Here is a 16728-nt window from a genome sequence, read left to right as displayed (position 1 = left end):
GGGACCCGTTCCGGCTGAGCGCCGTCCGACAGGCTTCGGTCCGCTGCGTCGGAACCAGAAATGGGAGTCAGGTTTTCTGGTCTCAAACTAACAGTTTGAAAAGGAAGACACTGCATGCCGCATTTCGCCACACGCGACGGGACCAAAATTCGCTTCAAGGAACTGGGCGAAGGTCGTCCTGTCATCCTGATCCACGGCTGGCCGCTGTCGGGCGACAGCTGGGATCCGGTGATGATGCATCTTGCTGACAAGGGCATGCGCGCCATTGCCTATGACAGGCGCGGCTTCGGACGCTCGGACCACGCGGCGGGCGGTTACGATTACGACACCTTCAGCGACGATCTGGCAGACCTCATCGCGCATCTGGGCATCACGGAGAATATCGGCCTCGCCGGGTTCTCCATGGGTGGGGGCGAGATCGCCCGCTATATGAGCCGTCACGACGGCAAGGGCGTCAGCGCAGCGGCGCTGGTAAGCTCGGTCGTGCCCTATATGCTCAAGACCGACGACAATCCCGACGGCGTGCCGGACGAAACCTTCCAGGAAATGACCAAGGGCATGAAGGATAACTTCCGCGCCTTCTTCATCGATTTCTTCAAGGATTTCTATGGCGTCGGTGGCCCGGGAACGCAGGTCAGCGACGAAGAGCGTCACTGGGCCTGGCTGACCACGATGAAGAGCGCGCAATATGCCACGCTCCAATCCGCCGCGGCCTTTGCCTACACCGATTTCCGTCCCGACCTTCCGCATTTCAAGGTACCGACGCTGGTCATCCATGGCACCGAAGACAAGACCGTGCCGATCGATGCCACGGGCCGCCAGGTGGCCGAAAAAGTCGAAAGCGCAACGCTGATCGAATATGAAGACGAACCCCACGCCGTCTTCGCCACGGTGACCGACCGACTGGCAAAGGATCTCGGGGAATTTTTCTCCGCTAACTAAGGCTCTTGAAAGCGTAACAAGGGGCTGGCGTGCACTGCACTCCGGCCCTTTGTTGCGTTTTTAGCAAGCGAATGACGCGTTCGTTGCGCTTTGCGAAAGTTCCAATCGATTGATTGAAAATTCCGATGTTCGCAATCGCAACATATCGCTTTTGTGCATCGCAGCACACCCTATCTGGGACCCATCAGTTTCAACCCGAACAACGGAGAACAACCAATGGGTATCATCGGCAGCACCATCAAGCCGTTCAACGCCACCGCCTTCCAGGCAGGCAAGGACTTTTTCGAAGTCACCGACGAAGATGTGAAGGGCAAGTGGGCCGTCTTCTTCTTCTATCCGGCCGACTTCACCTTCGTCTGCCCGACCGAACTGGAAGACCTGGGCGAACAGTACGCCATGCTCCAGAAGATGGACGTCGAAGTCTATGCCGTGTCGACCGACACGCACTTCAGCCACAAGGCATGGCACGACACCAGCGAGAAGATCGGCAAGCTGAACTTCCCGTTCCTCGGCGACCAGAACCACGTCCTTGCGACCAACTTCGATGTGCTGCGTGAAGGCGCAGGCCTTGCCGACCGTGCAACCTTCGTCGTCGATCCCGATGGCGTGATCCAGATCATGGAACAGACCTGTGAAGGCGTCGGCCGCAATGCCAACGAACTCGCCCGCAAGATCAAGGCTGCACAGTACGTCCGCGCCAATCCCGGCCAGGTCTGCCCGGCCGCATGGGAAGAAGGCAGCGACACGCTTGCACCCTCGCTCGACCTCGTCGGCAAGATCTAAGCTGACAGTTCCTGTTAAGGTGGGGCTGCCTAGTGGCTCCACCCCCAGCCCGAGAATATAATCTCGGGTCGCTGGAAGACCCGGGAGCATCCTCCCCCCCTTAGCTCCCGGGTCTTTACTCCCCTTATTTTTCGAAACCCGTCACCGCCCAACGCCCGGAGTCCGTCCATGCTCGATGCAAACCTGACCCAGCAGCTCAAGACCTATCTCGCCAACCTGCGCGAGCCGATCGAGCTGGTCGCTTCGCTCGGCGACAACGAGAAATCGCGTCAGACGCGCGAGCTGCTCGAAGAAATTGCCGCGCTGCACGACATGGTCAGCGCAAGCTTCGACGGCACCGATGATCGCAAGCCGAGCTTCGTGATCCGCCGCGCGAGCGATGCGGAAAAGTGGGTCCGCTTTGCCGGCCTGCCGATGGGACATGAATTCACTTCGCTGGTGCTCGCCCTGCTGTGGGCCGGCGGCCATCCGCCCAAGGTCGACGCCGACCTGCTGGAACAGGTCCGCGGCATCGAGGGCGATTTCAATTTCGAGATGTATTTCTCGCTGTCTTGCCACAACTGCCCCGATGTGGTGCAGGCGCTGACGCTGATGGCGCTTGAAAATCCGCGCATCACCGCAACGCTGATCGAAGGCGGCACCTACCAGGAAGAAGTCGAGAAGCGCGACGTCATGGCCGTGCCCGCGACCTTCCTCAACGGCGAGCCTTTCTACAACGGCAAGATGGAATTGGCCGAGATTCTCGCCAAGATCGACACCGGCGCCGACGCCAAGGCAGCCGAAAAGCTCGCCGCCAAGGATCCGTTCGAAGTCCTGATTATCGGCGGCGGCCCCGCCGGTGCGGCTTCGGGCATCTACACCGCGCGCAAGGGCTTTCGCACCGGTATCGCGGCCGAACGCTTCGGCGGCCAGCTGCATGACACGCTTGGCATCGAGAACCTGCCCGGCACGGCCTATACCGAAGGTCCGAAGCTGGCCGGACAGCTCGAAAGCCAGGTCGGCGAGAACGAGATCGACCTCATGAACTTCGCCAAGGCCGTTAAACTGATCCCTGCCAGGGAAGAGGGCGGATTGCACACGGTCGAACTCGGCAATGGCGCGTCGCTCAAGGCGCGCAGCCTGATCCTTGCGACCGGCGCGCGCTGGCGGAACCTCGGCGTTCCGGGCGAAGCCGAATATCGCAACAAGGGCGTTGCCTATTGCCCGCATTGCGACGGTCCGCTGTTCAAGGGCAAGCGCATTGCCGTGATCGGCGGCGGCAACTCGGGTGTCGAAGCGGCCATCGACCTTGCCAAGATCGTGGGTCACGTGACGCTCATCGAATATGACGACAAGCTGCGTGCCGACGAGGTGCTGCAAAAGAAGCTTCGCAGCATGAGCAATGTGGAAATCGTCACCAGCGGCCAGACAACCGAGATCACCGGCAAGGACGGCAAGGTCGACGGCTTGGTGGTCAAGGACCGCAAGAGCGGCGAGGAACGCCGCATCGAGCTTGAAGGCGTGTTCGTCCAGATCGGCCTCGTGCCCAACACCGAATGGCTCGAAGGCAGCGGCCTCGAACTCACCAAGTTCGGCGAGATCGTCACTGACGAGGAAGGCCGCACCAACCTACCCGGCGTCTTCGGCGCTGGCGACGTCACTGATGTGCCCTACAAGCAGATCGTCGTGGCCATGGGTGAAGGCTCGAAAGCCGGTCTTTCTGCGTTCGATTACTTAATCCGCACCGAGCCTGCCGAGGACATCGCCGAGGCGGCCTGAACTTGATCCAGGTCAGCAGGAAAAGCGCCGTCATTCCAAGCGAATGGCGGCGTTTTTCGTGCGCGGAGCACGCCTCGTCGTAAAATCGCCTCAGCCAATCAATTTGAACCGTTTAATCGATTGGACGAATTAGAGGGGCGGGTTCATCTTCTCGAATGTCAACTCGGACGGGAGACCCGAGTCTATATACGAGAGGAGAGCGATTAGATGGACGCCAAAACCGGAGATATCAGCGGCTGCCCCTTCCATGGAAATGCGGGCACGCGAGACCTTTTCGGTCGTCGTAACCGCGACTGGTGGCCCGACCAGCTCGACCTGGAAATCCTGACCGAAGGCGGCCGCAAGGCCGATCCGATGGACGAGGATTTCGATTATTGCGAAGCCTTCAACGCGATCGACTACCAGGCGCTGAAGAAAGACCTGACCGACCTGATGACCGACAGCCAGGACTGGTGGCCGGCCGACTATGGTCACTATGGCCCCTTCTTCATCCGCATGGCCTGGCACGCCGCCGGCACCTATCGCACCGGCGACGGTCGCGGCGGCGGCGGCAGCGGCCAGCAGCGCTTTGCTCCGCTCAACAGCTGGCCCGATAACGGCAACCTCGACAAGGCGCGCCGCCTGCTGTGGCCGATCAAGCAGAAATACGGCAAGCACATCAGCTGGGCCGACCTCTTCATCCTCACCGGCAATGTCGCGATCGAGAGCATGGGTGGACCCGTGTTCGGCTTCGGTGGCGGCCGCAAGGACGTGTTCGACCCCGAAACCGTCTATTGGGGCACAGAAGAAAAGTGGGTCGATACCGGTGCAGAAACGCGCATCCAGCCCGACGAGGGCATGGCGCTCGAAAACCCGCTCGCCGCGATCCAGATGGGCCTCATCTACGTCAATCCCGAAGGTCCGGGCGGCAATCCGCACGACGCCGAGGGCATGGCCCGCGACATGCGTGAAACCTTCACCCGCATGGCCATGAACGACGAGGAGACCGTTGCCCTCACCGCTGGCGGGCACGCCTTCGGCAAAGCACATGGTGCCAAGCCCGCCGACACATTCGGCAGCGCGCCGGAAGGCGAAATGCTGCACCGCATGGGCTTCGGCTGGCTGACCGACCCCGAGGAAATCGGCAAGGGTCACATCACCACCTCGGGCATCGAAGGCGCCTGGACCCCGAACCCGACCCAGTGGGGTAACGACTACTTCCGCCTGCTGTTCAAATATGACTACGAGCTCGTCCAGAGCCCCGCAGGCGCGAACCAGTGGCAGCCGATCAACCCGGACCCGGAGGACATGGCGCCCGACGCGCGCGATCCGTCCAAGAAGGTCCCCACGATGATGACCACCGCCGACATGGCGCTGAAGCGCGACCCGGAATATCGCAAGATTTCCGAACGTTTCCGCGACGACCAGGCGGCGCTCGACGATGCCTTTGCCCGCGCATGGTTCAAGCTGTGCCACCGCGACATGGGCCCCAAGGTCCGTTACCTCGGCCCCGAAGTGCCCGAAGAAGACCTGATCTGGCAGGACCCCGTTCCCGCCGGCACGCAGGTTTCGGACAGCGATGTCTCGGCCTTCAAGTCGAAGGTGCTCGATAGCGGCCTGACCGTTCCCGAACTGGTCAAGGCGGCCTGGGCCTCGGCCTCGACCTACCGCAACTCGGATCATCGCGGCGGCGCCAACGGCGCGCACATCCGCTTCGACGAGATCAAGAACTGGAAGGTCAACGATCCCGAGGAACTCGGCAGGGTGCTCACCAAGCTCGACGAGATCCGCGGCGGCATCTCGATGGCCGATGCCATCGTCATCGCCGGTTCGGCCGCAGTCGAGAAGGCAGCCAAGGATGCTGGTTTCGACATCTCCGTCCCGGTCACCACCGGCCGCGGCGATGCGAAACGCGAAGACTTCGATGCCGAGAGCTGGGAACCGCTGGAACCGTTTGCCGACGGATTCCGCAACTACCTCAAGACCAAGGCTTCGGTGAAGACCGAGGACATGCTGGTCGACAGGGCGCACCTGCTCGGCCTGTCCATTCCCGAGATGACCGCACTGGTCGGCGGGATGCGGGCCATGGGCGCGGTGACCAAGCACACCACGCATGGCAACCGTATCGGCGTCCTTACCGAGACTCCGGGCAAGCTGGACAACAGCTGGTTCGTCAACCTGCTCGGCATGGGCGTGATCTGGGAAGAAGTCGACGACAGCGGCGACGAGGAATTCGTCGGCACCTGCCGCAAGACCGGCAAGGAACTGTGGCGCGCCACGCGCACCGACCTCGTCTTCGGCTCGAACTCGCGCCTGCGCGCAGTTGCCGAGGTCTATGCCGAGAACGGAAACGAGGAGAAGTTCATGCGCGACTTCGTCAAGGCCTGGACCAAGGTCATGGACGCCGATCGCTTCGACCTGACCTACGCGAAATACCACAAGTAAGGGGGCGAGCCCCTTCGGGACCGCACCAAGCCCCCCGGCAGCGATGCCGGGGGGCTTTTTCATGAGCCGGACAAGCGATCAGGCTGAGCCGTTTTTTTGGAAGGACGCGACGCGGAACGTTACCGACTGTCCAGCCGTATGAGGTTCACCCTCATAGAAAAAAGGCAAGTTGCCATGGCTGACCGTAAAGTTCCCCCCACCACCACCGACGCCGGTATCCGCGCTCCCAGCGACGAGCATTCGCTCACCCTCGGCCGTGATGGCCCCATCGTGCTCAACGACCACTACCTCATCGAGCAGATGGCGAACTTCAATCGCGAGCGCATTCCCGAGCGCCAGCCGCATGCCAAGGGTTCGGGCGCCTTCGGTTATTTCGAAACCACGCATGATGTGTCGCAATACACCAAGGCCAAGCTGTTCCAGAAGGGCGCGAAGACCGACACCGCCATGCGTTTCTCGACCGTGGCGGGCGAGCGCGGGAGCCCCGATACCTGGCGCGATCCGCGCGGTTTCTCGGTCAAATTCTACACCGAGGATGGCAATTTCGACATGGTCGGCAACAACACGCCGATCTTCTTCATCCGCGATCCGCTGAAATTCCAGCACTTCATCCGCAGCCAGAAGCGCCGTGCCGACAACGGCCTGCGCGATCACGACATGATGTGGGATTTCTGGACCCTGTCGCCCGAAAGCGCGCACCAGGTCACCTACCTCATGGGCGACCGCGGCGTGCCGAAGAACTGGCGCGAAATGAACGGTTACGGCAGCCACACATACATGCTCATCAACGAGGCGGGCGAGAAGTTCTGGGTCAAGTTCCACTTCATGACCGATGTCGGCGAGATGAGCGGCAACGCCCATCTGACGCAGGAAGAAGCGGTCAAGAAGGCGGGCGAGGACAGCGATTACCACCGCCGCGACCTGTTCGACGCGATCCACGAGGGCGATTTCCCGAGCTGGACGCTGAAATGGCAGATCATGCCCTACGAGGACGCCAAGACCTATCGCATCAACCCGTTCGACCTCACCAAGACATGGCCGCATGCCGATTATCCGCTGATCGAGGTGGGCAAGCTGGTGCTGAACGAGAACCCGGTCGACTGGGACACGCAGATCGAGCAACTCGCCTTCGAGCCCAACAACATGGTGCCCGGCATCGGCCTCTCGCCCGACAAGATGCTGCTCGCCCGCGGCTTCTCCTATGCCGACGCTCATCGCCACCGGCTCGGGGTCAATTACAAGCAGATCCCGGTCAACTCGGCGAAAAACGCGGAGGTCAATTCGTACTCGCGCGCGGGCGCCATGCGCGTGACCAATGCGGTGGACCCGGTCTATGCGCCCAACTCCTATGGCGGTCCGGCCGCACAGCCCGAAGTGGGCGGCGAGGCAACCTGGCATGCCGATGGCGACATGGTGCGCCAGGCCTATACCTTGCGCGAGGATGACGACGACTGGAGCCAGGCCCGCGCCCTCGTGAACGAGGTCATGGACGACGCGCAGCGCGAGCGTTTCGTGTCCAATGTCGCCGGTCACCTTGCCGACGGGGTGAGCGAGAAAGTCCTCATGCGCGCCTTCGACTACTGGAAGAATGTCGACGAGACGATCGGCGGGCGGATCGAGAAAGCCGTGCGCGACAAGCTGGGCGGCAAATCGACCGCGCCGGGTATGGGTTCGGCCAAGTCGACCACCGACGAGGCGACGCTCGGGCCGGACGTGGTGGACGCGAAAGCGCGCGAAGCCGAACCCGCCGAATAAGGCGGCACGAAGCTCTGGCATTACGCAGGCGGTGCGTTAGGAGGCGGTCATGGACACCGCCTTCTCTCGCACCGCACGCGTTTGCGCTGCACTCATCTCTCTCATCGCCATCGTCTCGCTGGTTGCGCAGTCGGTCGGCAACCTAGAACGCGACGGGACCATGTGGGCGGCATGGGGCGCGATGCTGCGATGGTTCACCATCTGGGGCAATGTCGCGGCCGGCATATTTTTCGGCTGGATCGCGCTTCGCGGGCGGATCGAGCCACGCATTCCCTTTGCCCTGGCCGCCGCGCTGGTGATTATCGCGGCGGTCTACCACCTGCTGCTGGCCTCCGCGCATGACCCGCAGGGTGTCGACTGGTGGACGAACATCGCGCATCACACCGTGGTCCCGGCAGGCGGCGTGCTGTGGTGGCTGGCCTTCTCACGCGACGGGCTTGCCGGCTGGCGCTCGCTTCCGATCGTGATGCTGGTGCCGGTCGTCTACGGCGGCTTCGCGCTGGTGAATGGCGCGCTTACGGGGTTCTACCCCTATTTCTTCCTCGACCAGCCGAGCCTCGGACTTGGCACGGTGCTTCTCAACATGGCCGGGCTAGCAGTGCTGTTCCTGCTCGTGGCCGCGCTGCTGCTGGCGATCCGCAGGCTTATCCGCGTTCCCGCCTGAGCACGATGTAAAGCGCGCCCTCGCCCCCGTGGCGGATATGGGCGCGGCGCACGGCGGCGATGGCCGCGTGGTGGCTGGAGGCCGCGAGCCAATCGAGCACCTTGGCGCGGATCGCCCCGCGCTTCGAGCCGCGGTCCGCCGGATCGACCGGACGCGGCTTGCCCGTCACGAGCAGGATCGTGCGCGCGCCCATCGCGCGCGCCTGCGACACGCCGCTCATCAACCGGTCATAGGCTGCATCGAGAGTATGCCCGTGCAGGTCGAGCGTGAAGTCGGGCTGGATCGCACCGGACTTGAGGCGCTTGTCCCACTGCCCGTCGAGATTGTTCTGCGGCGTCCTGGCAGGTGGCGGAGCGGGCTTGACCGGCGGCCTGGGCTGCTGCGGCTTGAGCAGGACTTTCTTCGGCAACACCGGCGCGGGCGCGAGATCCTCGCTTGTCGGCTTCTGCCGCCTATGCATCGGCTTCACCGTCGCGGCGACCTTTTCCCAGGCTTGCGCTTCTTCGGCCGAGAGTCCTCGCGGCGCGCTCATTGCTTCAAGCGCGCGAGCGTCCCCTTGGGCAGCAGCAGGTAAGCCTTGCCGCTAGAGCTCATCGCTCCTGCAATCTCGCGGGCGTCCGCGCCATTGCCCCAGAACGTGTCGAAGCGGTTGGCACCCCGGATCGCGCCGCCCGTGTCCTGCGCGATCCACAAACCGTCGGCGACGTCGGCTTCCATGTCGAGCCAGACCGGCGCGCCATAGGGGACGAACTTCGGATCGACCGCCACGCTGTCGCGGGCGTAGACCGGCACTTCGAGCGAGCCGAGCGGACCGTCGGTGTCGAGATTGCGGAAGAAGATCCAGCTCTTGTTGAGGTTCAGGATCTCATCGGCGCGTTCCGGATTTGCGCGCAGCCATCCCATCAGGCCCTGCATCGAGGTCGGGTATTCGGTGCCCTCGCCGATCAGGCCCTGCTCGCGCATGGGCCGACCGATGGCGACATATTCGCGCCCGTTCTGACCCGCGTATCCGATGCGCATGACATCGCCATCAGGCAGGCGCAGCAGGCCGCTGCCCTGGATCTGGAGGAAGAAGAATTCGACCGGATCGGCGGCCCAGGCAATCACCGGCACCTTGCCGTCCAGCGCGCCCGCTACGATCTCGGAACGCTCGAAATAGCGGACGAACTCGCCCGCCTCATTGTAGCGGCCAAGCGGCGGACGGCCGGTGCGCTCGTCTTCGGGAACATCGGCGGGCCAAGCCCGCTCGAGATCGTCGGGAAGTGCATAGACCGGCACTTCGTAGCCGGGCTGGCGCGTCCGGCTGCCGAGGATTTCGGGTTCGTAATAGCCCGTGGCGAAAGCCGTCCCGTCACCGACGATGACCGTTTCGAACTGGCTGCGAAAGAATTCTCCCGCATCGCCCGACCAGTTCACCGCTGCGCCGCAGGGCGCCTGCCAGTCCACGCGGCGCGTGAGGCCGCTGGTATCGTCACGGAACAGGATCTTGTCGCACGAGCGCTTGAATGCCTCGAGCGCGGGCGCGGCATCGAAACCGACGAAAGGCATGGTCTCGATATCGGGCCCCGGCATGAGCATGGCCGCAGAGGCCGTCTCCACCGGCGCGGCTTCAGGCGCCTCGACCACACCGAGATCTTCAGGGGGGCGCGCATCGGGATTGGCCGCGCATCCGGCAAGGGCAAAGGCTGCAACCAGCCCGGCTAGACGTTGCATGCCTTTCTCCAGCTTGGCGGGTGGCTTAGGCCTGGTCGGTCTCGTCGAGCACCCAGTTGGGGTCCATAGCGTCGACATTGCGGGTGAAAGTCCAGATATCGCGGCTTTCGACGGCATCGTCGAGCGAACCGGCAACGACATTGCCGTCCTTGTCGCGCGTGACCGAGGCGATGTCCGAGACGAACAGCACGGCAATGCGTGCGGTGCGCTTGTCGAGTTCGGCCGAATGGATGGTCGCGTCCTCGATCCGGATCAGGCGATTGTCGAGCGTTTCGCCAGCCGCTTCGCGCGCGTCGATGGCAGACGAGAAACCGGCGTAGACATCGTCGTCGGTCAGGTCGCGCAGGGTTTCCTTGTCGCCATTCCAGAAGGCTTCGAGGATCATGCCGTAGGCAGCCTTGGCACCTTCGAGGAAGCCGAGCAGGTCGAAACGCGGGTCGGCCGAGGCGATGGCGCGTACGCCCGCTTCATTCGCGCTCGAGCCATTGTCGATGCTGCGCAGGCGGACGGGTTCGCGCACAGGTTCGCTCGGCCGTTCGGTCGCGGGAGCGATGCGGTTTTCCGGCGAATCATAGCGTCGGGAGATCGGCTCTTCCTCATGCTCCGACCGCTGGCCGAGCACGGAATAGAGGCGCAGGCCCAGAAAGGCTGCGATGGCGGCGAGGATGACGATCTCGGTGATCACGTGAAATTTCCGTTCAGCTTGTATGAGGGCTACGCTTGGCGCGCTCTCGAAGTTCCAGTCCTGTCTGCCCTAGATAGGGTCGAATTACAAACGGGCAATGCACCATTCTCGGCGCATCGGCTGGTGGTTGCGCCAGGGCGCAGCCTGCCAGCCGCATTGCCCAGCGCGCAAGGCGGTGCTAGGCGCGCCAGCGAACCGTGAGGCGGCGATCGCGCTTCCCTCGCGTAATTTTCCAGATTCTCGACAAGAAGTGACCAAAATGGCTGACGACAACAATGTTCTGACCGACCTCGACATGGATCCCGCAGCCGGCGCCAATGGCGCCGACAACCGTCCCTCGGTGGGCCTGCTGAACCAGTATGTGAAGGATTTCTCGGTCGAGAACCCCAACGCGCCCAAGTGCTACCAGTGGAATGACCAGCCCAAGGTCGACATCCAGGTGAACATCGGTGCCAGCCAGATCACCGACGAAGTGCACGAAGTCGAGCTGAAGCTGACCGCCCGTGCCGATGCCGAACAAGGCAATCTCTACATCGTCGAGCTGGCCTATTGCGGCCTCGTCGGCATCCGCAACGTGCCTGAAGAGCATGCTCACGCATTCCTCTTCGCGGAAACGCCGCGCCTGCTGTTCCCCTACGCCCGGGCCATCATTTCCGACGCCGTGCGCGACGCCGGTTTCCCGCCGCTGCTGCTCGACCCGATGGATTTCGGTGCGCTCTACCAGCAGCAGCTCCAGGCCCGCGCGGCGCAGCAGGGCGAAGGCGCCCCGGCCGCGCCGACCGGCGACGCCTGATAGCGAAAGCCAAGGCTAGGCCATGAGCCTGCTCAAGCACGTCGGAACGATCGGCTCGCTCACCATGGTGAGCCGTATCGCCGGCATGGCGCGCGAGATGATCTTCAGCCGCGTGCTCGGCGCCAATGCGGTGACCGATGCGTGGTTCCAGGCCTTCATCATCCCCAACGTCTTCCGCCGCCTGTTCGCGGAAGGCGCCTTTTCGGCCGCTTTCGTGCCGATGTTTTCCAAGCGCCTTCACGGCGAAGGCGGCCTGGAAAGCGCGCGGAGCTTCTCGGACGACGTTCTGAGCATCTTCCTGCCGGTGCTGATCCTGCTGTGCGCGGTCATGATGATCGCCATGCCGGGCGTGATCTGGCTCCTCGCCGACAAGCCGATCGACCCTGTGAGATTCGATCTCGCGGTATCATTCGCGCGGATCATGTTCCCATACATCCTGCTGGTCAGCCTGGTGACCCTGTTCACCGGCATGCTCAATTCGGTCAGCCGGTTCGCGCCGGGCGCCAGCTTCCCGATCATCCTCAACCTCGTGCTCATCGCGGCACTGCTCGGCGGCGAATATGCTGCCGGGAAGCTGGGCTGGAGCGTGGAACAGACCGGCTATGCAGTCGCATGGGCCGTGCCCGTGGCAGGCGTCATGCAACTGGCGTGGCTCTATATCTGGACGCGGGTGGAAGGCTTTCGGCCTCGCGTTCTATGGCCGCGCATCACGCCCGAAGTGAAGCGGATGTCGGTCATCGCCCTGCCTGCGGCAATCGGTGGGGGTGCCTACCAGATCAACACGCTGGTCCAGCTCTACTTCCTCAACCAGCTTTACGAAGGCTCGGTCAGCCACATGAATTACGCCGACCGGCTGAACCAGCTGCCGCTCGGCATCATCGGCATCGCGCTATCGACCGCCATCCTGCCGACGCTGTCGAAATTCATCGGGAGCGACAACAAGGAAGGTGCGGACCGCATCCAGTCCGACGCGATCGAGCTGTCGATGCTGCTCACGATCCCCGCAGCGGTCGCAATGGCGATCTGCGCGACGCCGTTCATCACGATGATCTTCCAGGGCGGGCGCTTCACCATGGAAGACGCCGCCGCTGCCGGCGCAGTGCTCGGCGTGCTGGTGCTCGGCCTTCCCGCCTATGTGCTGGTCAAGGTGCTGGTGCCCAATTTCTATGCCCGCTCCGATACCAAGACACCGGTCGTGGCCGCCTTCATTTCGCTCTTCGTATTCGTGGCCAGCTGCGCATGGAACATCGGCTTTTCGCTGCCGGGCCTTGTGATCGAGCCGCTCGGATACGGCGTGCCGGGCATTGCTGCGGCCAGCGTGATCGGGGCGTGGATCAATGTCGGCTATCTCTACCTGATCCTGCTGAAGCGCGGGTATTACACGGTCCCGCTCGCCCTTGTCGGCCGTATCGGTCGGCAGCTGGTCGCAGCAGCCGCCATGGGCGCTGCCTTGTGGTTCGCGCGCGATTTGCTAACCGGCTGGTTCTCCGCCGGACTGTTCGAGCGCCTCGGTGCCCTGCTGGTTCTCGTGCTGTGTTCGGCATTCGTCTATTTCAGCGTGGCCTTCGCGGTCGGCGCGATCGACAGGCAGCGCATAGCTGCCCTCACCAAGAAGAAAGTACCCTGATTCAATGCGCGTAGTCTCCGGCATCCAGCCAACCGGCAATCTCCACCTCGGTAACTACCTGGGGGCGATCCGCAATTGGGTGCGGATGCAGGACGAGATGGAGGAAGGCGGCCAGTGCCTGTTTTTCCTTGCCGATCTCCACGCAATATCGATGCCGCACGAGCCTGCGGAATTGCGCAAGGGTACGCTGGAAATGGCTGCAGCGCTGGTTGCCTGCGGGATTGATCCGGCGAAGAGCGTCGTCTTCAACCAGGCGCAGGTCCCGCAGCACGCAGAACTGCAATGGCTGCTGGGCGGCACCGCCCGCATGGGCTGGCTCAACCGCATGACGCAGTGGAAGGACAAGGCGGGCAAGAACCGCGAGGGCCAGTCGGTCGCGCTGTTCACCTATCCGGTGCTGCAGGCCGCCGATGTGCTGCTTTACCAGGCGACGCATGTGCCGGTGGGCGAGGACCAGAAGCAGCATCTCGAGCTCGCACGCGATATCGCGCAGAAGTTCAACAACGACTTCGCGTCGGAAGAGGCGCCGGTCTTCACCCTGCCCGATCCGATCGTGCCGCCGCAGGCCGCACGGATCATGAGCCTGCGAGACGGGGCGAAGAAGATGAGCAAGTCGGACCCGTCCGACATGAGCCGCATCAACCTTGCCGACGATGCCGACGAGGTGATGAAAAAGGTCAAGAAGGCGAAGACCGATCCTGAGCCGCTGCCGAGCGAGGAAAAAGGTCTGGAAGACCGCCCCGAGGCGCTGAACCTCGTGACGATCTACGCCGCGCTTACCGACGGCAGCGTCGAAACCGTGCTCAAGGATTTCGGCGGCGAAGGCTTCGGCAAGTTCAAGCCCGCGCTGGGCGAAGTGCTGGTAGAGACGCTACGCCCGATTTCGGAACGCTTCACCGGCCTCCTCGAAGACCGCGAGGCACTCGACGCAATCCTCGCGCGCGGGGCAGCCCAAGCGCGCGAGATCGCGGTTCCGACGCTTGAGAAAACCTACGAGGCGCTGGGCCTCGTAAGGGGCTAGGTCAGACCTTGACCGCAGTGCCGCTGGCCGAGACCATCAGCATAGAGCCGGTGTCGCCGATCACTTCGTAATCGAGGTCGACGCCGACCACGGCATTGCCGCCGCGGGTTGCGCACTCGGCCTGCAATTCCTCGATCGCCTGGTTGCGCGCATCGGCAAGGATGCGCTCGTAGCTGCCCGAGCGGCCGCCCACGATGTCGCGGATATTGGCAAAAAGATCGCGGAACAGGTTCGCGCCGACGATCACTTCGCCGGTGACGATGCCCAGATATTCCTGGATCGGCTGGCCTTCGATCGTAGGCGTGGTGGTGACGGTGACGCCGCGTGCGTCTTTCCAGGGTCCGGGCATATGCAGTTCCTCCTATCTCGATTAGTGTATTATCGAGATAGGACGGATGCCTGCAAAATCAACCCATTCCGAGCGCGGCCTTGTAGGTATCGAGAATGGTTTCCTGCTCGCTACGCTCGTCGGGCTTCATCTTGCGAAGGCGGATGACCTGCCGCATGATCTTGGTGTCGTAACCCACGGCCTTGGCCTCGGCGTAGACGTCGCGAATGTCGTCGGCGATGCCCTTCTTTTCTTCCTCGAGGCGTTCGATGCGCTCGATCAGCAGGCGCAGGCGGTCGTCGGTGGCTTCGGCCATTTTCAGGTGTGCTCCAATGAATTGAGAATCGGTTGAGGCGTTCGATAGCCACCCGCCCCGACCAGGTGAAGGTGGCGACTCGCTAGTCCACGCGATTTTTCGCGATACTCGCTTCCATGCGCGCCAATTGCTCTTCGGTGGCTGGCGTCTGGCGAGTCGCCTTCCACTCGTCCTGCGGCATGCCGTGGATCAGTTCGCGTGCCGCCAGCTTGTCGCCTTCGAAGCCCGCGTCGCGGATCCAGTCCGCAAGGCAGTTCCGGCAAAACCCGGCAAGGCCCATGAGATCGATATTCTGCGCATCGTGGCGATGCTGCAGGTGGCGGACCAGCCTGCGGAAAGCCTGTGCCGCTACGGCATCGTCGAGTTGGTCGAGCGGGTCTGTATTCGTATCCATCGTCAGCTAGTCCTTGAGTTGCCACACGGCTCTGCCATAGGCGGTGTCCATGCAAAAGCTCGAACCCAAGCGCATTGATCCCCGCGGCCGCAAGGTCAAGATCCTCGCCACGGTAGGCCCGGCCAGCCGCTCTCCCGAAATGCTCGCCCGCCTGTTCAAGGCCGGCGTCGATGCCTTCCGCGTCAACATGAGCCACGGCGAGCATTCCGACCACGAGAAGACGATCAACGCGATCCGCGCGATGGAAAAGGAATTCCATCGCCCGATCGCGATCCTCGCCGACCTTCAGGGTCCCAAACTGCGTGTGGGCAAGTTCAAGGACGGCCAGGCGGTGATCCGCCATTCGGGCCATTTCACGCTCGACCAGAATCCCGAGCCGGGCGACGAGACGCGCGTCCAGCTGCCGCATCCCGAACTGTTCGGCCTGCTCGAAAAGGGCCAGCGCCTGCTGATCAACGACGGCAAGATCCGCCTCAAGGTGATCCGCGCGGACGACAAGGAAATCCTGTGTTCGGCAGAGGTCGGCGGCGTCATCTCGGACCGCAAGGGCGTCAACGTGCCCGATGCCGAAGTCCCCATTCCCGCACTCACCGACAAGGACCGCAAGGACCTCGCCTTCGCGATGGACCGCGGCGTCGACTGGATCGGCCTGTCCTTCGTCCAGCGCCCCGAAGACCTCGCCGAAGCGCGCCGCCTGATGGGCGGCAAGGGTGCGCTTTGTGCCAAGATCGAAAAGCCGATGGCAGTGCGGCGCCTCGACGAGATCATCGAGCTGAGCGACGGCATCATGGTTGCGCGCGGCGATCTTGGCGTCGAGCTGGAGCCGCAGGAAGTCCCGCCGCTGCAGAAGAAGATCGTCAACAAGGCGCGTATGGCCGGCAAACCTGTGATCGTGGCGACGCAGATGCTCGAGAGCATGATCGAAAGTCCCGCCCCCACCCGCGCCGAAGTCTCCGACGTCGCGAACGCCGTCTATGACGGTGCGGATGCCGTGATGCTGTCGGCCGAAACCGCGGCAGGCGACTGGCCCGAAGAAGCCGTGACGATCATGCACCGCATCGCGCGGCAGGTCGAAAGCGACGAGGCCTATCTCGCACGCGTTCGCTTCCTCGACACGCCGCCCGATGCGACGACTGCAGACGCGCTCGCCCATGCCTGCATGACCGTGGCCGACACGGTCTCGATCGAGGCGATCACGGTCTTCACCGGTAGCGGCTCGACTGCGCGCCGCGTCGCCCGGGAGCGCCCGAACGTTCCTGTGCTGGTCCTGACCCCGAGCATGAAGACCGCCCGCCGCCTCGGCCTGCTCTGGGGTGCCCACGCAATTGCGACCAAGGACATCGGCAGCTTCGAAGAGATGATCGCCAAGGGCAAGCGCATGGCATTGCGCCACGGCTTCGGTCGCGCCGGCAGCAAGCTGATTGCGCTGGCAGGGGTTCCTTTCGGCACGCCGGGTTCGACGAACCTGCTCCACGTCGTCACGATCAGCGGCGACGAGCTGGAGAAACACGAAGGCTGAGCGGAA

General features: G+C 63.2%; 16 protein-coding genes. 10 read left to right on the top strand and 6 right to left on the bottom strand.

Annotation, left to right across the window (positions count from 1 at the left end; genetic code table 11):
• Positions 1–114: 114 nt before the first annotated feature.
• From K3136_RS10125 to K3136_RS10100, 6 genes are all read left to right on the top strand, one after another.
• Positions 115–942, top strand: coding sequence for an alpha/beta fold hydrolase (locus K3136_RS10125; RefSeq protein WP_221430195.1), 828 nt, complete (start codon positions 115–117; stop codon positions 940–942).
• Between the two features lie 216 nt (positions 943–1158).
• Positions 1159–1725 carry an alkyl hydroperoxide reductase subunit C gene (gene ahpC / locus K3136_RS10120; protein WP_221430194.1) on the top strand — a complete coding sequence of 189 codons (567 nt, stop codon included), beginning with the start codon at positions 1159–1161 and terminating at the stop codon, positions 1723–1725.
• A gap of 168 nt (positions 1726–1893) precedes the next feature.
• Positions 1894–3483, top strand: a complete 1590-nt coding sequence (gene ahpF, locus K3136_RS10115) for an alkyl hydroperoxide reductase subunit F (RefSeq protein WP_221430193.1) — start codon at positions 1894–1896, stop codon at positions 3481–3483.
• Positions 3484–3690: 207 nt separating this feature from the next.
• Complete coding sequence (katG, locus tag K3136_RS10110; protein ID WP_221430192.1) at positions 3691–5907, top strand: catalase/peroxidase HPI; 2217 nt, start codon at positions 3691–3693, stop codon at positions 5905–5907.
• A 174-nt stretch (positions 5908–6081) separates the two neighbouring features.
• Positions 6082–7662 (top strand): catalase, encoded by a 1581-nt coding sequence (locus tag K3136_RS10105; protein ID WP_221430191.1) that lies wholly within the window; start codon positions 6082–6084, stop codon positions 7660–7662.
• A 49-nt stretch (positions 7663–7711) separates the two neighbouring features.
• A complete protein-coding gene (locus K3136_RS10100) occupies positions 7712–8326 on the top strand; it encodes a Pr6Pr family membrane protein (RefSeq protein ID WP_221430190.1) in 615 nt (204 codons plus the stop codon).
• Here K3136_RS10100 and K3136_RS10095 read toward each other — a convergent pair.
• Genes K3136_RS10095 through K3136_RS10085 form a run of 3 tightly spaced genes read right to left on the bottom strand, consistent with a single transcriptional unit; the run spans position 8307 to position 10724 of the window.
• On the bottom strand, positions 8307–8858 hold the full coding sequence (locus K3136_RS10095) for a Smr/MutS family protein (protein ID WP_221430189.1): 552 nt from the start codon (positions 8856–8858) through the stop codon (positions 8307–8309). The genes K3136_RS10100 and K3136_RS10095 overlap by 20 nt on opposite strands.
• Positions 8855–10039 carry a murein transglycosylase A gene (gene mltA / locus K3136_RS10090; RefSeq protein ID WP_221430188.1) on the bottom strand — a complete coding sequence of 395 codons (1185 nt, stop codon included), beginning with the start codon at positions 10037–10039 and terminating at the stop codon, positions 8855–8857. The genes K3136_RS10095 and mltA overlap by 4 nt, the downstream gene beginning before the upstream one ends.
• 25 nt (positions 10040–10064) lie before the next feature.
• A complete protein-coding gene (locus tag K3136_RS10085) occupies positions 10065–10724 on the bottom strand; it encodes a Tim44/TimA family putative adaptor protein (protein WP_221430187.1) in 660 nt (219 codons plus the stop codon).
• A gap of 259 nt (positions 10725–10983) precedes the next feature.
• Here K3136_RS10085 and secB point away from each other — a divergent pair, with 259 nt between their 5' ends.
• Genes secB through trpS form a run of 3 tightly spaced genes read left to right on the top strand, consistent with a single transcriptional unit; the run spans position 10984 to position 14165 of the window.
• Entirely contained in the window at positions 10984–11517 is a 534-nt protein-coding gene (gene secB, locus K3136_RS10080) for a protein-export chaperone SecB (RefSeq protein WP_221430186.1), read from the top strand.
• A gap of 22 nt (positions 11518–11539) precedes the next feature.
• Complete coding sequence (gene murJ / locus K3136_RS10075; RefSeq protein WP_221430185.1) at positions 11540–13144, top strand: murein biosynthesis integral membrane protein MurJ; 1605 nt, start codon at positions 11540–11542, stop codon at positions 13142–13144.
• A 4-nt stretch (positions 13145–13148) separates the two neighbouring features.
• Positions 13149–14165 (top strand): tryptophan--tRNA ligase, encoded by a 1017-nt coding sequence (gene trpS / locus K3136_RS10070; RefSeq protein ID WP_221430184.1) that lies wholly within the window; start codon positions 13149–13151, stop codon positions 14163–14165.
• Position 14166: 1 nt separating this feature from the next.
• Here trpS and K3136_RS10065 read toward each other — a convergent pair whose 3' ends face one another.
• The 3 genes from K3136_RS10065 to K3136_RS10055 form a co-directional block, all read right to left on the bottom strand.
• Positions 14167–14514 carry a heavy metal-binding domain-containing protein gene (locus K3136_RS10065; protein WP_221430183.1) on the bottom strand — a complete coding sequence of 116 codons (348 nt, stop codon included), beginning with the start codon at positions 14512–14514 and terminating at the stop codon, positions 14167–14169.
• A gap of 58 nt (positions 14515–14572) precedes the next feature.
• Positions 14573–14809, bottom strand: coding sequence for a DUF2312 domain-containing protein (locus K3136_RS10060; protein WP_090477501.1), 237 nt, complete (start codon positions 14807–14809; stop codon positions 14573–14575).
• Positions 14810–14891: 82 nt separating this feature from the next.
• Positions 14892–15203: a DUF1244 domain-containing protein gene (locus K3136_RS10055; protein ID WP_221430182.1), complete on the bottom strand. Its 312-nt coding sequence runs from the start codon at positions 15201–15203 to the stop codon at positions 14892–14894.
• A 49-nt stretch (positions 15204–15252) separates the two neighbouring features.
• On the opposite strand from K3136_RS10055, the gene pyk reads away from it, so the two are divergent.
• Positions 15253–16722 (top strand): pyruvate kinase, encoded by a 1470-nt coding sequence (gene pyk / locus K3136_RS10050; protein ID WP_221430181.1) that lies wholly within the window; start codon positions 15253–15255, stop codon positions 16720–16722.
• Positions 16723–16728 lie beyond the last annotated feature (6 nt).

It is taken from the genome of Qipengyuania gelatinilytica (assembly GCF_019711315.1).
GTDB classification, from domain to species: Bacteria; Pseudomonadota; Alphaproteobacteria; order Sphingomonadales; family Sphingomonadaceae; genus Qipengyuania; species Qipengyuania gelatinilytica.
This window is presented reverse-complemented; position numbering and strand designations above follow the sequence as displayed.